The organism is Pseudolysinimonas sp., from assembly GCF_049651805.1.
In the GTDB taxonomy this organism is placed as follows: Bacteria; Actinomycetota; Actinomycetes; order Actinomycetales; family Microbacteriaceae; genus Pseudolysinimonas_A.
This window is the reverse complement of record NZ_JBASCU010000005.1, coordinates 1-18,203: the sequence shown is the minus strand read 5'-3', so window position 1 is coordinate 18,203 and position 18,203 is coordinate 1. Positions and strand designations below refer to the sequence as shown.

Sequence of the window (18,203 nt, the reverse complement as noted above, 5' to 3'; positions counted from 1 at the left end):
TCAGTACCCGGCAGAGGCGCCGCGCCTCTCACTCGCGAGGGTGCTGAGGGTCGCGACGACCTGGCGGGCGATGGCGCGGCCGGCGCGGTTGGCGCCGATCGTGGATGCCGTCGGCCCGTAGCCCGCGAAGAACAGGCGGGGGTTCTTCCACGACACGTTCTTGCCGACGACGATGCCGCCCGACTTCTCGCGCAGCTTCAGCGGGGCGAGGTGCCGCAGCTCGGGGCGGAAACCGGTCGACCAGATGATCGCATCCGCGGGGCGGAACGCTCCATTCGACCAGCGCACGCCATCCGGTTCGATGCTGGTGAACATCGGACGCGCCTGGAGCAGGCCGCGGTCGATCGCAGCCTGGATGCGACGACTGCGCGGCACCCCGGTGGTGCTGACGATGCTCGGCAACGCCCGGCCCTCGCGCGCAGCCGCATCTTGGAGCGCGACGGCCGAGACGCCGCCCTCGATGTTGAGATCCTGCCCCTCGAGGAACTCGATCGGCCGACGGGCGACCCAGGTGAGGGATGCGGCGACCTCTTCGAGTTCCATCAGGAACCCGATGGCACTCGTGCCACCGCCGACGACGACGACGTTCTGACCGGCGAAGTCTTCGGCCGCCTTGTACTCGGCCGTGTGCAGGTGCCGACCGCGGAACTCGTTCATGCCCGGGTAATAGGGAACGAACGGCGCCCCCCAGGTGCCGGTGGCGTTGACGAGCACATGACACGAGACCTCGCGCTGCCCGTAGGGTCCCTCGAACTCGACGACGAAGCCGTCCGCGTTCATCTCGACGCGCGTCACATCCGCTGGGCGCACCACCTGGAACCCATAGTGCTCCTCGTAGCGTGCGTAGTAGTCGGCGACGACATCCTTCGCCGGAAGCGTCTTGTCGGCGGTGTCGAAGCTCACCCCGATTTCATCCATGCCGGGCAGATCGTGCACCTTGTGCGCGTAGCCGAGCCGCAGCGCCTCCCAGCGGAACTGCCACGCCCCGCCGGTGCCCGGGCCGCGATCGAGCATGACGAACTCGTTGCCCGGGTCGAGGCCCAGGCGACGCAGGTAGTAGGCCACCGAGAGCCCCGCCTGCCCCGCGCCGACGACCACGACCGAGGTGTCGATGTCGCTCTCGGTCACCCGGTCAACGTTACCTGTCGGGCGCGCCGCCCCCGAGTGGCGTACAGGGCGTGCGTGTTACACTTCCCGACAGTCTTTCACCCAATTCGCAACCTGAGATCGAGGGGGTCACGCATGGGGCGCGGCCGTCAAAAGGCGAAGCACACCAAGGTGGCGCGGGACCTCAAATACTTCAGTCCTGACACGAACTACAACGCTCTTCAGCAAGAGCTCGGCGGCAACCCCCGCCTCGAAGAAGACCTCGAGAAGTGGGCCGACTACATCGTCGACGACGTCGAGACCGACGGCGACGAGCTCGACGCGCCGGAGTCGAAGACCGCTTAGTCGCGGTTTGTGCACACCGCGCGTCGCGTGACAGCAGCGGCTGTTAAGTTCGTCGCGTGCTGGTTCCTACCGATATTGCGAGCGCGCTTCTGACCATCGTTCTGGTGATCCCTGGCTTTGTCTATGGCATGGTCCGCGCGACTTTCCGAGGGCCGAGCGGCTCCCACGACACGCAGCTGAGTTCACGCGTAGCGAGTGCCGTGATCACGAGCGTCATATTCGACGCGCTCTATCTGATCGCGTTGGGGTTGCTCGATCCGCGCGTCGACCTGTCGCGTCTCAACGGCGACCCGAGCGCCCTCCTGCCGCGTGAGCCGTACGTCCTCGGAATCGTGGTTCTCGTGTTGGGGTTCGCCGTGCCGGCGTTCGTCAGCTTTGTCATCCACTACCGGTTCGACTGGCGACCGGTCCGGGTTCGCTGGGTGCCACGTTGGGTTCATCGCCCGGTTCGGCGCGGCGGGTACCGGAATTTTCCGACAGCCTGGGATCGTGCCGCACCAGGGCTAGGAGGCACGTTTGTTCGGGTGCGACTAGCGGACGGAAAGTGGATCGGAGGCTGGTACAGCTCGAGTTCCTTTGTGAGCACGTACCCGCAAGCCCGCGACCTCTACATCGAGCAGCAATACCGAATGAAGGGTGATGGAAGCTTCGGGGAGGCGGTTGATGGCTCATCAGGCGTTTGGCTGGCCATCGGCGACGAAGATGTAGTGGAATGGATTACGTCGCCGTTTCCTTTGGAGAGAGGAGTCGAGAAGCCATGACGACATCAAGCCTGCGGCGCTTGGGCGAGGGCGCGGTTCCGCAGACCCCAGTCGTGCGCCCAATCGATAATCGCGGCAGTCAGCCGAGCGGTCCTGCGACCGCCCCGCCCCCGCCGCGCGGACCCTCGGGCATTTCTAAGTAGCTCTCTACCCGGCGTAGGAACCGACGAGGCGCACGGCTCCGCCGTCGATGCCCTTGGCACCCTGCACGAAGCCGTCGAGGTCGTGCGTGCCGACGGTGACCCGTCCGACGACCCAGGCGGGCAGGCCGGCGGCGGTGAGGGCATGGGTGACGGTGGATGCCGCATCCTGGGCCACGACGGCGAAGAAGCCGACGCCGAGATTCCAGGTACCTTCGGTGGCTTCGAGTGCGAGCCCGCCCCAGTCGGCGAGGATGCGGAACACCGGCTGCGGGCTCCACGACGACCGGTCGACCTCGACCCAGGCTCCCGTCGGCAGGACCCGCGCGAGGTTCGCCGCGATACCGCCGCCGGTGACGTGCGACAGCGCGTGGACGGCATCCGGTGCCTCATCGATGACCCGCAGCAGAGGCGTCGTGTAGAGGCGGGTCGGCTCGAGCAGCGCCGTGCCGACGGTGCCGCCGAACTCGGGTACGTCGTCGGTGAACGCGACGCCGCGCCGCTGAAGGATGTGCCGCACGAGCGAGAAGCCGTTGCTGTGCAGCCCGCTCGACGAGATCGCGACCACCACGTCACCGTGCCGCACCTTGTCGGGGCCGAGCACGGCATCCGCCTCGACCGCGCCGACCGCTGCGCCGGCGACGTCGTAGTCGTGCTCACCGAGCAGCCCGGGATGCTCCGCGGTCTCGCCGCCGACTAAAGCGGTGCCCGTCGCTGCGCAGGCGTTGGCGATGCCGGTCACGATCGCCGCGATGCGCTCCGGCACGACCTTGCCGCACGCGATGTAGTCGGTCATGAACAGCGGCTTCGCGCCGACCACGACGATGTCGTCGACGACCATGCCGACGAGGTCCTGCCCGATCGTGTCGTGGATGTCGAGCGCCTGGGCGATCGCGACCTTGGTGCCGACGCCGTCGGTGCTGGTCGCGAGCAGCGGCCGCGTGAACGACCGCAGCGCTGAGACGTCGTACAGTCCAGCGAAACCGCCGAACCCGCCGAGCACGTCGGCGCCGTGGGTGCGGCTGACCGCCGACTTCATCAGCTCGACCGCGAGGTCTCCGGCGGTGGTGTCGACCCCCGCGTCGGCATACGGGTCGCTCGAAGTCGTGGTGGCCACGGAATCAGGGTATCGGGAGGTGCGGATGCGACAGTCCGCCGCACCTGGTGTACTCGAGGTGTATCCTCGGTGTATGGCTCGCACGAACATCGACATCGACGAGGAGGCGTGTGCCCTCGTTATGCGGCAGAAGGGGTTCACGACGAAGCGCGATGCGGTGAACTACGCGCTGCGGAGGGCCGCGATCATCCCGTACTCGACCGAGGAAGTCCTCGCGATGGAAGGCAGCATGCCCGATTTCCCCACCATCGAGGAGCTGCGGCCGGCGGAGGACATGAGCGCCTGGTGATCCTGCCCGACTCGTCGGCTTGGATCGACTACCTGCGGGAACGCGACAGTCCGGCGCGCCCCGCACTTCGAGCGGCGATCCGCCAGGGCATCGCCGTACTCTGCGAACCCGTCTGGGCGGAGCTGCTCCGCGGAGCCCGCGACGACCGGAACCAGGCGCGGCTCGAACGCACTCTCGCCGGCTTCCCGATGATCCCGACGCAGCGCGAGGACTGGGAGACCGCGGCCACCATCGGCCGGATGACCCGCCGCAACGGCCTGACGGTGCGGTCGTTCCTCGATTGCCTGATCGCCGGCATCGCGATTCGCGCCGACGCGACGGTGCTGCACAGCGACGCCGACTTCGAGCGCATCGCCGAGGTGCTCCCGATGCTCGACCAGACTCGCGGCTGAACCCGAGCCCGACGCCATCCGTTCACCTGTGGGACACTAAGGCGTACCTGCCCGGTACTTCGCGCAACCTCTCCGGGAGTCACCGCAAACCATGTGCGGCATCGTCGGCATCGTCTCGTCGAACCCGGTCAACCAACAGGTCTACGACGCCCTCGGTCTGCTGCAGCACCGTGGGCAGGATTCCACGGGCATCGCGACGGCCGACGGCAGCATCATCCACCTGCAGCGCGCCCGCGGCCAGGTGCGCGAGGCGTACCGCACCCGCGACATGCGCAGCCTGCTCGGCACGATGGGCCTCGGGCACGTGCGCTACACGACGCGCGGCGACGCCAACAAGGAGCAGGAGTCGCAGCCGTTCTACGTGAACGCGCCCTACGGCATCGTGCTCGTGCACAACGGCAACCTCACGAACACCCGCGAGCTCTCGCAGGAGCTGTTCAGCGTCGATCGGCGGCACCTGAACACCGACTCCGACACCGAGATCCTCGTCAACGTCTTCGCCCACGAACTGCAGCAGCAGGTGCGCGGCACGACGCTCGACCCCGACCAGGTGTTCGACGCGATCGCCCGGCTGCACGAGCGGGTCGAGGGCTCGTACGCGGCAATCGCCCTGGTCGCCGGGCACGGGATGCTGGCCTTCCGCGATCCATTCGGCATCCGTCCGCTGGTGCTCGGCAAGAAGGTGACCGGACTGGTCGGCACCGAGTGGATCGTGGCGAGCGAGTCGCTCGTGCTCGAATCCGACGGCTACGAGCTGGTGCGCGACGTCGAGCCGGGCGAGGCGATCTTCATCACCCGCGAGGGCGAGATGTTCAGCCGCCAGTGCGCCAAGAACCCGGTGCTCATCCCGTGCGCGTTCGAGTACGTCTACCTTGCGCGACCCGACTCGATTATGAACGGCATCTCGGTATACGAGGCCCGGCTGCGGCTCGGCGACCGGCTCGCCGACACGATCGAGCGATACACCCCGTCGGGGGCGATCGACGTCGTCATGCCGATTCCCGACTCGTCGCGCCCGGCGGCGATGCAGGTGGCGCAGAAGCTGGGCATCCCGTACCGCGAGGGGTTCTACAAGAACCGCTACGTCGGCCGCACCTTCATCATGCCCGGGCAGGAGCAGCGCCGACGCAGCGTCAAGCAGAAGCTCAACGCGATGTCGAGCGAGTTCAAGGGCAAGAACGTGCTCATCGTCGACGACTCGATCGTGCGCGGCACGACCTCGCAGGAGATCGTCGACATGGCCCGCCAGGCCGGCGCCAACTCGGTGACGTTCACCTCGGCGGCGCCGCCGGTGCGCTACCCGCACGTCTACGGCATCAACATGCCGAGCCGCGCCGAGCTCATCGCGGCGGGCAAGAAGATCCCCGAGATCGCAACGGCCCTCGGCACCGACTACCTGATCTACCAGGAGGTCGCCGACATGCAGGCGGCCATCCTCGAAGGGTCCGAGATCCAGGGCCTCGAGGCGTCGTGTTTCACCGGCGACTACGTCACCGGCACGGTAACCCCCGAGTACCTCGCCTGGGTCGAGTCGAACCAGGCCTCCTGACTCGCGAGCGGGCTAGTCGCCGTCGGTGATCTCGTCGCGCGCGACCGTGACGGTACGGGCGCGCCGGGTCGAGACGCGGTCGAGGATGAGCGCGACCAAGCCGCCGAGCACGACGCCGGCCGGGATGCCGTAGAGGGAGAAGTAGGCGAAGGACGCGACGAAACCGACGGCTGGGTCGGGCTCGAACAGGCTCGTCAGGATCAGCGTGACGAGAGCGCCCACCATGGCCCCGAAGATCAGGAAGACGCCGATCCGCGGGGCACGACGGATGCTGACCTCGGATTCGCTCACGGCTCCATTGTCTCCCACGTGAGCGGAAGATGCTCGGCGAGGGTCGCCCGCTGACCGGATGCCGTGACGCGCAGCTCGGCGAGGGCGGCATCCCAGGCGAGAGCGCCGGTGGCGAGCGCGATCCAGGTGGCCGCATCCATCTCGACGACGTTCGGCGGGGTGCCGCGGGTGTGCCGCGGCCCCGGGATCGCCTGCACCGCCCCGAACGGCGGCACCCGCACCTCGACGGTGTGGCCCTCTGCCTCGTCGGCGAGCTGTTCGAGCAGGTAGCGCGTGGCGAGCGCGATCGCCGTACGATCGTCGGCGCCCGCGAGAATCGCCCGCACCGCCGGAACCCCGTCGACAGCCGCGATGCGGCGGCGCACGCTCACCGCCGTCGCCGCCAGATGAGAGCGCCGGCGATCAACCCGAGGCCGACCGCCCCCGCGCCGATGTAGAAGACGTACGGCGGGATGCCACCGTCCGCGACGGTGTCGGTGCCGATCGGCTGCCCGGTGAGATCGCAGTCGCCGACGTCGAGGGTGACGGTGAGGGGGTCGAACTCCGACCCGGCCTCGTAGTTGGGGAACGCCACCGCGCCGTCCTCGGTCAGCGTCGTCGGCGCGGCGTCGATCGTGATCACCCCGTCGACGGGCGTGAGGTTCTGCCCGGTGAGGTCGACGTCGAGGAACTCGGCTTCGGTCACCGTGACCTCGTCGCCCTCCATCGTGGGTCCGCTGACGTCGAGCAGCAGGATGCCGGTGCCGTCGGGTCGCACGACGAGCACCGGGTTGGCGACGGTGGTGTCGAGGATGCCGCCGTGCCCGGTGAAGCGCACCGACCCGGCGAACGAGACGGAGCCGTTCGGGTCACGCGGGTCGACGCGGCCCTTCTCGGCGGGAAACGCGAACGTCGGGGTGTCGTAGGTCGCGCCGTCGGCGACCGTCCACTCGCCGTTCGCGATCGACCCGTCGATGTAGGCGCGGAACGACTCCTTGAACCCCCACGACAACACACCCGACGCGACCTCGCAGCCCGGAGCCTGCGCGGATGCCGCACCGGCCGGCGCCGCGGCCAGCAGCCCGGCGGCGAGCAGTAGGACAAGGGTGCGGCGCATGGGTCCATCCTGCCTCGGTACTCTCGGAGGGTGCGCATCCTGGTTCTCGGCTCCGGCGCTCGCGAACACGCGATCGTCACCGCCCTGCTCGCCGAGGGCGCCGGCCACACGATCGTGACCGCCCCCGGCAACGCCGGTATCGCGGCCGAGGTCGAGGTCGTGGCGCTCGACGCCTCCGACGCGCGGCTTGTCGCCGGGTACGCGGCCGACAATGCGTTCGACCTCGTCGTGATCGGCCCCGAGGCCCCCCTCGTCGCCGGTGTGGCTGATGCGGTGCGCAAGCGCCGCATCCCGGTGTTCGGTCCGAACAAGGCTGCTGCGGCGCTCGAAGGCTCGAAGACCTTCGCGAAACGCATCATGGATGTCGCGAACGTTCCGACCGGGCGCGCGGTGCATGCTGCGACGCTCGACGAGGTTGCCGCCGCGCTCGACGACCTGGGTGCCCCTCACGTGGTGAAAGCCGACGGGCTCGCGGCCGGCAAGGGCGTGATCGTCACCGACGACCGGGATGCCGCACTCGCCCACGCCAAGTACTACCTCCAGCAGGGCGAAGTGCTCGTCGAGGAGTACCTCGGCGGCCCCGAAGTCTCGCTGTTCTTCCTCGCCGACGGCCACGACGTGCTGCCGCTCAGCCCCGCGCAGGACTACAAGCGCGTCGGCGACGGGGATGCCGGGCCGAACACTGGTGGCATGGGCGCCTACTCGCCGCTGCCGTGGCTCGCCGAGAAGTTCGGGTCGGAGGCGGCCTTCGTCGACGAGGTGCGCCGCACGATCGCCCTGCCGACGGTGCGCGCGCTCGAAGCCGAGGGCACCCCGTTCGTCGGACTGCTCTACTGCGGCCTCGTGCTCACCGACGCAGGGATCCGCGTCATCGAGTTCAACGCCCGGTTCGGCGACCCCGAGACCCAGGTCGTGCTGCCGCGGCTGGTGACGCCGCTGTCGGGGCTGTTGCTCGCGGCGGCCACCGGCGGCCTCGCCGACCTGCCCGACCCCGAATTCTCGCCCGACGCCGCCGTGGTGGTCGTGCTGGCAAGCGAGGGATACCCCGACGCGCCTGTCACCGGTCGGGTGCTCACCGGCGTCGACGCCGAACTCCCCGCGGGCGTGACGATCGCCCACGCCGCGACGCTGCGCGACGGCGACCGGCTGCTCGCGACCGGGGGTCGGGTGCTCGGCGTCGTCGCGAAGGCGACAGACTTCAGAACAGCTCGGGATGCCGTCTACCGCGCGCTTGCGGGCATCGGCCTCGAAGGCGGTCACTACCGTCGTGACATCGCAGAGAGAGTCTCATGACCATCGACACCCGCCTCGAAGCCCTCGGCTGGCACCACCTCTACTCGGGCAAGGTGCGCGAACTCTACGAGTCGCCCGCGCATCCCGGCCGGCTGCTCGTCGTCACCTCTGACCGGGTGAGCGCCTTCGATCACGTGCTCTCGCCCGGCATCCCGGGCAAGGGCGCCCTGCTCACCCAGCTCTCCCTGTGGTGGTTCGGCCGTCTCGGCGAGCCCACCCACCTGGCGGCGGCGCACCCGTCGCTCGGCGCGCACCTGCCGCCGGAGCTCGCGGGCCGCACGATGATCGTGCACACCCTCGACATGTACCCGATCGAGTGCGTCGTGCGCGGCTACCTGGCCGGCTCCGGCTGGGCCGAATACCGGGCCACGCAGACGGTCTGCGGGCTCCCGCTGCCGCCCGGGCTGTCCGAGGGTGACAAGCTGCCCGAGCCGATCTTCACCCCCGCCTTCAAGGCCCCCCAGGGGCAACACGACGAGAACATCACCTTCGAGCGGATGGTCGAGATCGTCGGGGCAGCGGATGCCGAACGGCTGCGCGAGGCCAGCTTGCGCATCTTCGCCACGGCATCCGCGGTCGCCGAGCAGCGCGGCATCCTGCTGGCCGACTCGAAGTTCGAGTTCGGCCGCGACCCCGGTGTCGATCACCCGGTGCTCGCCGACGAGGTGCTCACGAGCGACTCGAGCCGCTACTGGGACGCCGAGACCTACGCCGCCGGCGGCCCGGACCGCCTCGAGGCCTACGACAAGCAGATCGTGCGCGACTGGCTCGCGGCGAACTGGGACCGCACGGGTGAACCGCCGGAACTGCCGACCGACATCGTCGAGCGCACCGCCGTGCGCTACCAGGAGCTGGTCGACCGGTTCATGGCATCCGACGCGTGAACGAGACCTGCGGTTGATCGAACTGCGTGAGGTCTCCTGGGATCACCCCGACGGCGACCGCCTGCGCGCCGACCAGCAGGCCGAACTCGCGGTACGTTACGGGCGTCTCGACTCGGAGCCCGGGCCGAAGCCGTCGGCCGACGACATGTCGATCTTCTTCGTCGCCTACGACGGCACCGAGGCGGTCGGCTGCGGCGGGCTGCGCACGCTCGACGAGCGACACGGCGAGATCAAGCGGATGTACGTCGTGCCCGAGCGCCGGGGAACCGGCGTGGCGCGCGCGATCCTGCGGCACCTCGAAGTCGAGGCGCGGTCGCGCGGATGGGATCGGCTCGTGCTCGAGACCGGCGACGAGCAGCCCGACGCGATGCGGTTCTACGAGCGGGAGGGCTACACGCCCATCCCGAACTTCGGCTACTACGCCGACTCGGAGCTCTCGCGGTGTTACGCGAAGGCGCTCTGACTCGTCGGGCCCACGCGAGTAGCGTCGAGGTGTGAGCGGCACACCGATCGACGCCACCGGCCTTGCCGGTTTGCGCATCGCACGCGCCGAAGCCCGGGACGCACCCGAACTGCTCGTGCTCCAGCGCGCGTGCTGGGTCGCGGAGGCACTCGCCAACGAGACCCTCGCGATCTCGGCGCTCCACGAGACCCTCGACGACGTGGAACGCGGCATCCTGGATCAGCAGACCTGGGTGGTGCGCGACGGCCCGCGACTCGTGGGATCGGTGCGCGGCACCGTCGCGGGAGACGCCTGGGAGATCGGCCGCCTGATGGTTGCGCCCGATCTCGCCGGACGGGGGCTCGGGCGGTTCCTGTTGGCCTGGATCGAGAAGCACCGCCCCGACGGCGTCGCGCGGCTCGAGCTCTTCACCGGCGCTCGCAGTACGCGCAACCTGCGCCTGTACGGCAACGCGGGCTACGGGATCGACCGCACGGTCAACGGGGTCGCGCACCTCTCGAAGCCTGCGGGGGAATCGTCGAACGGCGCCTCGGGTTAACTGGTGACGTGACACCTTCTTCCGATCTTCTCTCCGCCGACACCGCGATGGGTGCGGTGACCCTCAACGTCGCCGACCTCGACGCGATGACGGCCTATTACCGGGATGCCGTCGGCCTTACGGTGCTCGACGCGTCGGGGCCGCGGGTCGCGCTCGGTCGCGGCGCGCGCGAGGTCGTCGTGCTCGAGCACTCGCCCGACCTGCGCCACGCGGCGCCCCGGGAGGCGGGGCTGTTCCACACCGCGATCCTGTTCGACAGCGAGGCCGCCCTCGCCGCGGCGGTGTACTCGGTCGCGCAGCGGCATCCGGGCACCTTCACGGGATCGAGCGACCACCTCGTCAGCAAGGCGTTCTACTTCGACGATCCTGAGGGCAACGGCGTCGAGTTGTATTGGGACCGCGATCGCTCCGCGTGGAGCTGGGTACACGGCACCGTGGAGATGAGCACGCTCTACCTCGACCCGAACGCCTTCCTGCAGCAGAACCTCACGGAGGAGGGTCTCGCCGGGCCGGGGATCGGGGATGCCCGCGTCGGCCACATCCATCTCTCGGTCGGCGATGTGGGGTCGGCGCGAGAGTTCTACGTCGATCGACTCGGCTTCGAGACCACGGCCGAGATGCCCGGCACTGCCCTCTTCGTGAGCGCCGGCGGGTACCACCACCACATGGCGATGAACGTCTGGAACTCCCGCGGCGCCGGCCGCCGCCAACGCACCCTCGGCCTCGGCCGACTCGACATCGAAGTCCCCTCAGCGGACGACCTCGGTGCGCTCGGTGAGCGGATGACGCACTACGGCATCCGCACCCGCGACGACGGGCGCACCGTCGAGTTCGACGACCCCTGGGCAAATCTGATCAGAGTGACCACTGGCCGCTAGCGTGGTGCGGTGCACTTGTCGCGGCTCGTCTGGGTTGTCGCATGCGCGTCGGCCCTCGCGCTTCTCGCCGGCTGCGCCGCGACGCCGCCCACTCTCGGCATCGGGCCACGCACCCACGCGGTGACGACGACCGACAAGCGCCCCCTGCAGAGCGACGCCGCCGTCGACGACCTCATCGACGCCGAGCGACCCGGGTGCTCGGCCGCGGTCGGCATCCGCGGGGAGGTCGTCTGGGCGGGAGCTACCGGGATCGCCGATCTCACCACGGGTGAGCCGGTGACGACGCAGACCCGGTTCGACATGGCATCCGTCTCGAAGCAGTTCACCGCGACCGCCATCCTCATGCTGCAACGCGACGGCGCGCTGACCCTCGCCGACCCGATCAGTGCCTACGTCGACGGCCTGCCGAGCTGGGGCCGGTCGGTGACGCTCGACCAGCTCATGCATCACACCAGCCGCGTGCCCGACTACTGGACAGTGCTCGACCGCGACGGCATCGGCTTCAGCGACCCCGCCGATCACGCGCGCATCCTGAACGCCATCCGCCGGCTGACGACCCTCGAGACCGACGCCGGATACAGCTACTCCAACTCCAACTATGTGCTGCTCGCGGAGGTCGTCGCCCGGGTGAGCGGGCAGCCGCTGCCCGAGTTCCTCGCCGACCGCATCTTCACGCCGCTCGGGCTCGACATGGAACTGTCGCCCGGTCTCGTCGCCGCCGACGTGGCGTTGTCCTACGACGCCGACGACCAGTTCCAACCGCCGGGCTGGACCGCCTACGGCGCGATCGGCATCTTTACCACGCCGTCGGAGCTGGTGCGCTGGGGCGACCAGTACCGCGCCGGCGACATCATCCAGGACGACTTCGCGGTCGGCGCCTCCGATGAGGGCACCGGTGAGTTCTACGCTGCCGGAATGGACATCGAGGCCGACGGCGACCTGAACCACAACGGCCGCTTCGGCGGTTACACGTCGACCTTCACCGTGTCGGCCGACCGCGAGACGACGATCGCCGTGATGTGCAACGGGCACGCCGCCGACCGCTTCGGGCTCGCCGACGCGCTGTGGGTGATCTGGGCTCCACCCGAGGAGGTCGCGCCGTGAGCCGCGCCCTCGCTCTGGTGCTCGCCCCCGTCGTGCTGGCGCAGGCCGCGCGGCTGCGGCGCATCACCCCGCTGATGGCTGCACCCGACGGAGAGCGCGTCGGGGGTAAAGGCAAGCTGCGCCTCGTCGTCGTCGGCGACTCCACCGCCGTGGGCACCGGAGCGGAGTCACTCGACGACGCCCTGCCGGGTCGGCTCGGCAAACTGCTCGGGGCGCGTTGGCGGGTCGTCGGCCGCAACGGCGCGACCGCGGCCGACGTGTTGCGCGACCACATCGACGAGGCCGCCGGCGGTCCCGCCGACGTCGCCGTGCTGATGGTCGGCTGGAACGACGCACTGAAGCTCCGCTCGGGCCGCGCGTTCGCCCGCGACCTCGAGATGCTGATCGACCGTCTCGTCGCCGCCAGCCCGAAGGGGCGGATCGTCGTAGTCGGGCCGCCTGCCTTCGCCGACTTCGCGGTGCTGCCCCGACCGCTCCGGAACGCTCTCGGCGCCCACACCACCGGCCTCAGCCGAATCGCCGCGCGCGTCGCCGGCGAGCGCGGGGTCGACTTCGCCCCCGGCTTCGACGGTCGGTCGGTCTCGTCCGACGGCTTCCACCCCGACCGCCGCGGCTACAAGTCGATCGCCGCCGGAATCGTCGCCGTCCTCCCGTCATGACCCGATACCTGCTCGGCGTCACCGGGGCGCCGGGCGCCGGCAAGAGTACGTTCGCGGACGCCCAGCAGCACCGCCTGGCGCAAGCGGGCACGGCCGCAGCCATCCTGCCGATGGACGGCTTCCACCTGCCGCAGGCCGAGCTCGTGCAACTCGGGCGGCGCAATCGGATGGGCGCTCCCGACACCTTCGACGTCGATGGCTTCATCGCGACGCTCGAGCGGCTGCGGGCTCCCGGCACGGTGACCGCTCCCGGGTTCGACCGCGAGATCGAGGAGCCCGTGGCCGACGCGATCGAGATCGGCGCCGACATCCGCCTGGTCATCGTCGAAGGCAGCTACCTGTTGCACGACAGGGATGGCTGGGAGCGCGTGCGTCCGCTGCTCGACCGGGTGATCTTCCTCGCCCCCGACGATGCCGTGCGGCGCGAGCGCCTCATCGCCCGGCACGTCGCGTTCGGCAAGACCCCCGCCGAGGCGGAGGAGTGGGTCGCCCGCTCCGATGACGCGAACGCCGCGCTCGTGGCCGCGACCGCGCATCGCGCCGACGACATCGTGCGCGAGGGCGCCGCGTAAGCTGAACTCGCATCCCACCCGTTCTTCGCCAAGGAGTCCCGTTGCCCACGATCGTCGTCGAGGTCATGCCCAAGGCGGAACTGCTCGACCCGGCCGGCAAAGCCGTCGCCGGCGCTCTGCGCCGCGAGGGCGGTCACCCGTTCAGCGACGTGCGTATCGGCAAGCGCTTCGAGCTCACGGTCGACGGCGAGGTGACGGATGCCGTGCTCGCCCAGGCGCAGAAGCTCGCCGACGAGATGCTCAGCAACTCCGTGATCGAGGATGTCGTCAAGATCAGCGTCTTGGAAAGCAGCCCCGCGTGAAGGTCGGCGTCGTCACCTTTCCGGGCTCACTCGATGACCGCGACGCCCAGCGCGCGGCACGGATCGCGGGCGCCGAACCCGTCGCGCTGTGGCACGGCGATCACGACCTCAAGGGCGTCGACGCGATTGTGCTGCCCGGCGGCTTCTCGTACGGCGACTACCTGCGCTGCGGGGCGATCGCGGCCCGCTCGCCGATCATGCGCGAGGTGATCGACGCCGCGAGCTCCGGGATGCCGGTGCTCGGCATCTGCAACGGATTCCAGGTGCTCGTCGAAGCGCACCTGCTGCCAGGTGGGCTCATCCGCAACGACCACGGCGACTTCATCTGCCGCGACCAGGGACTGCGCGTCGAGAACGCCGCCACCGCGTGGACCAACGGGTTCGAGCAGGGCCAAGAGATTACCGTGCCGCTGAAGAACGGCGAGGGCGGGTTCATCGCTGACGCCGAGACGCTCGCCCGGCTCGAAGGCGAGGGGCTCGTGGCCTTCCGCTACACGGGGCTCAACCCGAACGGCTCGCTCAACGACATCGCCGGGCTCACCAACGAGCGCGGCAACGTCGTCGGACTGATGCCGCATCCCGAGCACGCCGTCGAGCCGGGCTTCGGCCCCGACACCGACGTCGCGATGCGGTCGGGAGTCGACGGGTTGACGTTCTTCACGAGCGTGCTGCAGCACGCCCTCGCCCGCGCGTGACGCCGCGGCTGCTCTTCCGCATCGTCGCGATCGCGGAAGCCGTCACCTGGACGCTGCTCATCGCCGGCCTCGTGCTGCGCGCGACGACGGGCTGGGCGCTCGGGGTGACGCTCGGCGGCGGCATCCACGGATTCGTGTTCCTCGCCTACGCCGGGGTCGCCCTGCTCGTCGGGATCGACCGGCGCTGGCGCCCGGGGCTTGTCGTGCTCGCCGTCGCCAGCGCGATCGTGCCGTACGCGACCATCCCGGTCGACGTCGCCGTCGACCGGCGCGGGAAGCTTGACGGTGCCTGGCGTCGCGAACCCGACACCGCATTCCCCGATCGCACGCCACTCGACGCCCTGGTGCGCTGGTTCGTGCGACGCCCCGCCGTGCTCATCGGGGTGTTCGCGGTACTGCTCGTCGCCATCTTCGCGACCCTGCTCGCCCTCGGTCCGCCCGGCGGTCGCTGACCCTCCTCTCCAGGTCACGCAGCCGCGATCTTCCCGCCAGCGTGGCTAGCGTCATCCAGCGGTCGTGCGGATACCGGGATGGTGTTGACCATGACCCAACCACAGGTATGGGTGCTCATCGGCGTCTTCGCCGCCGCGCTCTTCGGCATGTTCAGCATCGTCTCGACGCTCTTCATCCGCGTCATCCGTTCCGAGATCGCAGGGCTTCGGGGTGAAAAGCTCGGGCGGTTCGATTGACTCGAACAGCGCGTCGACGGGCTCGATCGTGACATGCAGGCTCTCGTCAAGCACACCTTCGGTCTCGACCGCGGCTGATCCTCACAAGCCGAGCAGCACCGAGCCGACCATCCCCGCGATCGTGACAAAGATGCTCCCCACGACGATCGCGACGATCAGCACCCACCACCGGTGCACGCTCGCCCGGCTGAGGAACCCCTGCTCGAGCCGGCGTGCCGCCGGCGCGACGTTGCTGTCGGTGCCGGCCGCCCGCGGGTCGGAGTAGTTCTCGGCCTGGTCGATCGCCTTCGCGCCGAACAGCCGCACGATTTGCTCGAGCCTCTCCCACACGGCCGGATTACGCAGATCGAAGAGTGCCGGCGCGTAGATCGTGAGCCGATCGCCGATCACCTCGACATCGAGGTCGCCCGTCTCATCGATCAGAAGAGCCATCACGTCGGGGGTGAACAGGTACAGCGCATCCCGCGCGTAGCCGGTCGGGGCGTAGAGCGCGAAGTGATCATCGAAGTCGCCCTCCAGCGACACCCGGTTCTTGGGCTTGAGGGGCAGCGGAAGGCTTCGGCCGTTCGCATGCGCGTCGACGACGAAGTGCGGCAGCGACCGGGGAAGCCGGATGCTGAGGTAGCCGTGATCGCTGTGACCGGCTGGTGCGCCGGGTCATCCTCACGCGCACCTTGCCGAACTGCTCCGTGCGGGTGCCGCCCACCCGGCCCGCGACGTTGCCGACTTCGAACGGGATCGCGCCGGTCGCGACGACGCGGTCGGTGACGACGGCTTCGAGCAGGGCGCCGAAGACGGCGCCCTCGATCGCCGGAGGCGGGGCCGTCGGCTCATACCGCCAGCCCCGCTCGGCGACGAACGCCGGGAGGTCGAACCTCGCCGTGGCTCAGCCCTTCGTGGAACCCGCCAGCAGGCCCCGCACGAAGTAGCGCTGTAGGGCGAAGAACACGACCAGCGGCACCAGGATCGAGATGAACGCGCCTGCAGGAAGCAGTTCGGCGTTCTCCCCGAACTCGCCCGCGAGTTCGGCCAGGGCTCGGGTGATAGGTGCCGCCGCCCCGTTGGCGAAGATGAGCGCGATGAGCAGATCGTTCCAGACCCAGAGGAACTGGAAGATCGCGAAGGATGCGATCGCCGGCATCGAGAGCGGCAGCACGATCCGGAAGAAGATCTGCCCGTGGCTCGCGCCATCGACGCGTGCGGCTTCAATGACGTCGGACGGGATCTCGCTGATGAAGTTGTGCAGCAGGAAGATCGCGAGCGGCAGCGCGAAGATCGTGTGCGCGATCCACACCTGCGAGAACTGGCCGGCATTGCGCAGGCCCTCGTAGAGCACGCCGTCGCCGACCGTGATGCCGCGCGAGAACAGCGACAGCAGCGGCACGAGCGCCATCTGGATCGGCACGATCTGCAGCGCGAAGACGAGCACGAAGATCACGTCGCGCCCCTTGAACTTCATCCACGCGAACGCATACGCCGCAAGCGACGCGATCACGAGCGGGAACACCGTTGCCGGGATCGAGATCGCGATCGAGTTGAAGAACGGCCCGAGCAGGCTCTCCCGCCCGAAGAGCACCGCCTGATAATTCTCGAGCGTGACCGTGGGGTTGATGAAGATCTGCCACCAGCCCGAACGCTGCGTCTCGACCTCGGGCCGGATCGACGTGATGAACAGCCCGACCGTCGGTACCGTCCACAGGACAGCGATGACCAGTGCGGCGATCGTCGCGCCGCGGCTGGTGAGCCGCTGCTTCGTGCGCCGCGTCGCGGCCTTGAGCGCCGACTCGGGCAGAGCCGGGTTGGCCGTCATAGAGGTGGTCATCGCAGCTCCCGCGTCTTCTGAATCTGACGTGCGTTGTAGATCACAATCGGCATCACGAGCAAGAACAGCACGACCGCGAACGCCGCCGACCGTCCCGCCTCGAACTTCTGCAGCAGCGTGACCATCTCGTTGGCGATGACGCCGGTATCGGGGTAGGCCAAGCCCATCGTGCGCACGATGTCGAACACCTTCAGCGACGCGATCGAGATCGTCGTCAGCACGACGATGATCGACGGTCGGATCGCAGGAACGGTGACGTTCCGGAAGCGCTGCCAGGCGTTGGTGCCATCCAACTGGGCTGCCTCGAGTTGTTCGACCGGCACACCTTTGATCGCCGCTGAGAGGATCACCATCGCGAACCCGGTCTGCACCCAGATCAACACCACCATGAGCAGGAAGCTGTTGAGGGGCACCTGCTGCAGCCAGTTGACGGGTTCGCCTCCGAAGAGCGTCACGAGGCCGTTCAGCACGCCGATCTGGTCTGACCCGTCGGGGCGGTACGCGTAGACGAAGCGCCAGATGATGCTCGCGCCGACGAAGGAGATGGCCATCGGCATGAAGACCAGGATCTTCAGGTATTTCTCACCGCGCGACTTGTCGATGAACACGGCGTAGGCCAGACCGAGCGCCGTCGAGAACACCGGGACGACGAGCACCCAGATGATGGTGTTTCGGATGACCACCAGGTTGCCCGGCTGGGTGAAGATCCACACGAAGTTGTCGAAGCCGATCCAACTGCCGCGGTTGCTTTGGAACGACAGGAGGATCGTCTGAATCGACGGGTAGACGAGGCCGATGAGCAGCAGCACGATCGCGGGGGCGAGAAAGCCCATCAACGCGAACAGATAGCCCTTGCCTTGCCGACTGCGGTAGTCGAGCAAGAAGAACAGAGCGCCGAGCACGACCGCGGCGGAGACCGCCCACCAGACCGAACCCAGGAGCAGAAAGACGACGGCCGGGATGACGACGCAGGCGGCGAACCGGATGATCGTGAACCTGCGACCGGGACGCGGCGCGACTTCGATCAGCAGAACGACGACGAAGGCGACCGCCAGGAACAACCCGACGACGACGGGAATCTGGGCGAGGGGCGGGAGGCTACCGATCCAGCTGAGGAGATCTTTCATGATCACCTTTCGTGGTCAACACTGACAACGGGTGGTACGACATTACTCACTACTTGGAGACGACAGGGGGCGGGCTGCCCGGTTCTCGCC

The 18,203-nt window shown here is 68.8% G+C and carries 25 protein-coding genes; 17 read left to right on the top strand and 8 right to left on the bottom strand.

Annotated elements, in window-relative coordinates; all coding sequences use genetic code 11:
• A complete protein-coding gene (locus WBL06_RS00455) occupies positions 1 to 1,128 on the bottom strand; it encodes an NAD(P)-binding domain-containing protein (RefSeq protein WP_424454004.1) in 1,128 nt (375 codons plus the stop codon).
• Between the two features lie 114 nt (positions 1,129 to 1,242).
• Here WBL06_RS00455 and WBL06_RS00450 point away from each other — a divergent pair, with 114 nt between their 5' ends.
• Both WBL06_RS00450 and WBL06_RS00445 read left to right on the top strand, forming a co-directional pair.
• A complete protein-coding gene (locus tag WBL06_RS00450) occupies positions 1,243 to 1,452 on the top strand; it encodes a DUF3073 domain-containing protein (protein WP_424454003.1) in 210 nt (69 codons plus the stop codon).
• Between the two features lie 56 nt (positions 1,453 to 1,508).
• Positions 1,509 to 2,213: a DUF6338 family protein gene (locus WBL06_RS00445; RefSeq protein ID WP_424454002.1), complete on the top strand. Its 705-nt coding sequence runs from the start codon at positions 1,509 to 1,511 to the stop codon at positions 2,211 to 2,213.
• A gap of 147 nt (positions 2,214 to 2,360) precedes the next feature.
• Here WBL06_RS00445 and purM read toward each other — a convergent pair whose 3' ends face one another.
• Positions 2,361 to 3,470, bottom strand: coding sequence for a phosphoribosylformylglycinamidine cyclo-ligase (purM, locus tag WBL06_RS00440; RefSeq protein ID WP_424454001.1), 1,110 nt, complete (start codon positions 3,468 to 3,470; stop codon positions 2,361 to 2,363).
• 73 nt (positions 3,471 to 3,543) lie between these two features.
• On the opposite strand from purM, the gene WBL06_RS00435 reads away from it, so the two are divergent.
• The 3 genes from WBL06_RS00435 to purF all read left to right on the top strand — a co-directional run bounded on the left by WBL06_RS00435 (position 3,544) and on the right by purF (position 5,700).
• Positions 3,544 to 3,759, top strand: a complete 216-nt coding sequence (locus WBL06_RS00435) for a type II toxin-antitoxin system VapB family antitoxin (protein WP_424454000.1) — start codon at positions 3,544 to 3,546, stop codon at positions 3,757 to 3,759.
• Positions 3,756 to 4,151 (top strand): type II toxin-antitoxin system VapC family toxin, encoded by a 396-nt coding sequence (vapC, locus tag WBL06_RS00430; protein ID WP_424453999.1) that lies wholly within the window; start codon positions 3,756 to 3,758, stop codon positions 4,149 to 4,151. The genes WBL06_RS00435 and vapC overlap by 4 nt, the downstream gene beginning before the upstream one ends.
• 91 nt (positions 4,152 to 4,242) lie before the next feature.
• Positions 4,243 to 5,700: an amidophosphoribosyltransferase gene (gene purF, locus WBL06_RS00425; protein ID WP_424453998.1), complete on the top strand. Its 1,458-nt coding sequence runs from the start codon at positions 4,243 to 4,245 to the stop codon at positions 5,698 to 5,700.
• Between the two features lie 12 nt (positions 5,701 to 5,712).
• Here the strand turns inward: purF and WBL06_RS00420 are convergent, their stop codons facing one another.
• From WBL06_RS00420 to WBL06_RS00410, 3 genes are read right to left on the bottom strand one after another with little or no spacing between them, the layout of a single operon-like run.
• Complete coding sequence (locus WBL06_RS00420; RefSeq protein WP_424453997.1) at positions 5,713 to 5,991, bottom strand: potassium transporter Trk; 279 nt, start codon at positions 5,989 to 5,991, stop codon at positions 5,713 to 5,715.
• Entirely contained in the window at positions 5,988 to 6,356 is a 369-nt protein-coding gene (locus WBL06_RS00415) for a sterol carrier family protein (RefSeq protein WP_424454080.1), read from the bottom strand. Before WBL06_RS00415 ends, WBL06_RS00420 begins: the two co-directional genes overlap by 4 nt.
• Positions 6,357 to 6,358: 2 nt before the next feature.
• Positions 6,359 to 7,087 carry an HtaA domain-containing protein gene (locus tag WBL06_RS00410; RefSeq protein ID WP_424453996.1) on the bottom strand — a complete coding sequence of 243 codons (729 nt, stop codon included), beginning with the start codon at positions 7,085 to 7,087 and terminating at the stop codon, positions 6,359 to 6,361.
• Positions 7,088 to 7,117: 30 nt separating this feature from the next.
• Between WBL06_RS00410 and purD the strand changes: the two genes are divergently transcribed.
• The 12 genes from purD to WBL06_RS00350 all read left to right on the top strand — a co-directional run bounded on the left by purD (position 7,118) and on the right by WBL06_RS00350 (position 15,164).
• Positions 7,118 to 8,380 carry a phosphoribosylamine--glycine ligase gene (purD, locus tag WBL06_RS00405; RefSeq protein ID WP_424453995.1) on the top strand — a complete coding sequence of 421 codons (1,263 nt, stop codon included), beginning with the start codon at positions 7,118 to 7,120 and terminating at the stop codon, positions 8,378 to 8,380.
• Positions 8,377 to 9,264 carry a phosphoribosylaminoimidazolesuccinocarboxamide synthase gene (locus WBL06_RS00400; RefSeq protein WP_424453994.1) on the top strand — a complete coding sequence of 296 codons (888 nt, stop codon included), beginning with the start codon at positions 8,377 to 8,379 and terminating at the stop codon, positions 9,262 to 9,264. Before purD ends, WBL06_RS00400 begins: the two co-directional genes overlap by 4 nt.
• A 13-nt stretch (positions 9,265 to 9,277) precedes the next feature.
• Positions 9,278 to 9,727 carry a GNAT family N-acetyltransferase gene (locus WBL06_RS00395; protein ID WP_424453993.1) on the top strand — a complete coding sequence of 150 codons (450 nt, stop codon included), beginning with the start codon at positions 9,278 to 9,280 and terminating at the stop codon, positions 9,725 to 9,727.
• 31 nt (positions 9,728 to 9,758) lie between these two features.
• Positions 9,759 to 10,265, top strand: coding sequence for a GNAT family N-acetyltransferase (locus WBL06_RS00390; protein WP_424453992.1), 507 nt, complete (start codon positions 9,759 to 9,761; stop codon positions 10,263 to 10,265).
• Positions 10,266 to 10,312: 47 nt separating this feature from the next.
• Complete coding sequence (locus WBL06_RS00385; RefSeq protein ID WP_424454079.1) at positions 10,313 to 11,143, top strand: VOC family protein; 831 nt, start codon at positions 10,313 to 10,315, stop codon at positions 11,141 to 11,143.
• Between the two features lie 9 nt (positions 11,144 to 11,152).
• Entirely contained in the window at positions 11,153 to 12,247 is a 1,095-nt protein-coding gene (locus WBL06_RS00380) for a serine hydrolase domain-containing protein (RefSeq protein WP_424453991.1), read from the top strand.
• Positions 12,244 to 12,906 (top strand): SGNH/GDSL hydrolase family protein, encoded by a 663-nt coding sequence (locus tag WBL06_RS00375; protein ID WP_424453990.1) that lies wholly within the window; start codon positions 12,244 to 12,246, stop codon positions 12,904 to 12,906. The genes WBL06_RS00380 and WBL06_RS00375 overlap by 4 nt, the downstream gene beginning before the upstream one ends.
• Complete coding sequence (locus WBL06_RS00370; RefSeq protein WP_424453989.1) at positions 12,903 to 13,478, top strand: nucleoside/nucleotide kinase family protein; 576 nt, start codon at positions 12,903 to 12,905, stop codon at positions 13,476 to 13,478. The genes WBL06_RS00375 and WBL06_RS00370 overlap by 4 nt, the downstream gene beginning before the upstream one ends.
• Positions 13,479 to 13,519: 41 nt before the next feature.
• Entirely contained in the window at positions 13,520 to 13,780 is a 261-nt protein-coding gene (gene purS, locus WBL06_RS00365; protein WP_424453988.1) for a phosphoribosylformylglycinamidine synthase subunit PurS, read from the top strand.
• Complete coding sequence (gene purQ, locus WBL06_RS00360; RefSeq protein WP_424453987.1) at positions 13,777 to 14,475, top strand: phosphoribosylformylglycinamidine synthase subunit PurQ; 699 nt, start codon at positions 13,777 to 13,779, stop codon at positions 14,473 to 14,475. The genes purS and purQ overlap by 4 nt, the downstream gene beginning before the upstream one ends.
• Positions 14,472 to 14,927, top strand: coding sequence for a DUF3817 domain-containing protein (locus tag WBL06_RS00355; protein ID WP_424453986.1), 456 nt, complete (start codon positions 14,472 to 14,474; stop codon positions 14,925 to 14,927). The genes purQ and WBL06_RS00355 overlap by 4 nt, the downstream gene beginning before the upstream one ends.
• 90 nt (positions 14,928 to 15,017) lie before the next feature.
• Complete coding sequence (locus tag WBL06_RS00350; RefSeq protein WP_424453985.1) at positions 15,018 to 15,164, top strand: hypothetical protein; 147 nt, start codon at positions 15,018 to 15,020, stop codon at positions 15,162 to 15,164.
• A gap of 81 nt (positions 15,165 to 15,245) precedes the next feature.
• On the opposite strand, the gene WBL06_RS00345 is transcribed toward WBL06_RS00350, so the two are convergent.
• The 3 genes from WBL06_RS00345 to WBL06_RS00335 all read right to left on the bottom strand — a co-directional run bounded on the left by WBL06_RS00345 (position 15,246) and on the right by WBL06_RS00335 (position 18,113).
• Positions 15,246 to 15,689: a hypothetical protein gene (locus WBL06_RS00345; protein ID WP_424453984.1), complete on the bottom strand. Its 444-nt coding sequence runs from the start codon at positions 15,687 to 15,689 to the stop codon at positions 15,246 to 15,248.
• Between the two features lie 361 nt (positions 15,690 to 16,050).
• Positions 16,051 to 16,986, bottom strand: a complete 936-nt coding sequence (locus WBL06_RS00340) for a carbohydrate ABC transporter permease (protein ID WP_424453983.1) — start codon at positions 16,984 to 16,986, stop codon at positions 16,051 to 16,053.
• Complete coding sequence (locus WBL06_RS00335; RefSeq protein ID WP_424453982.1) at positions 16,983 to 18,113, bottom strand: carbohydrate ABC transporter permease; 1,131 nt, start codon at positions 18,111 to 18,113, stop codon at positions 16,983 to 16,985. Before WBL06_RS00335 ends, WBL06_RS00340 begins: the two co-directional genes overlap by 4 nt.
• Positions 18,114 to 18,203: the final 90 nt, after the last annotated feature.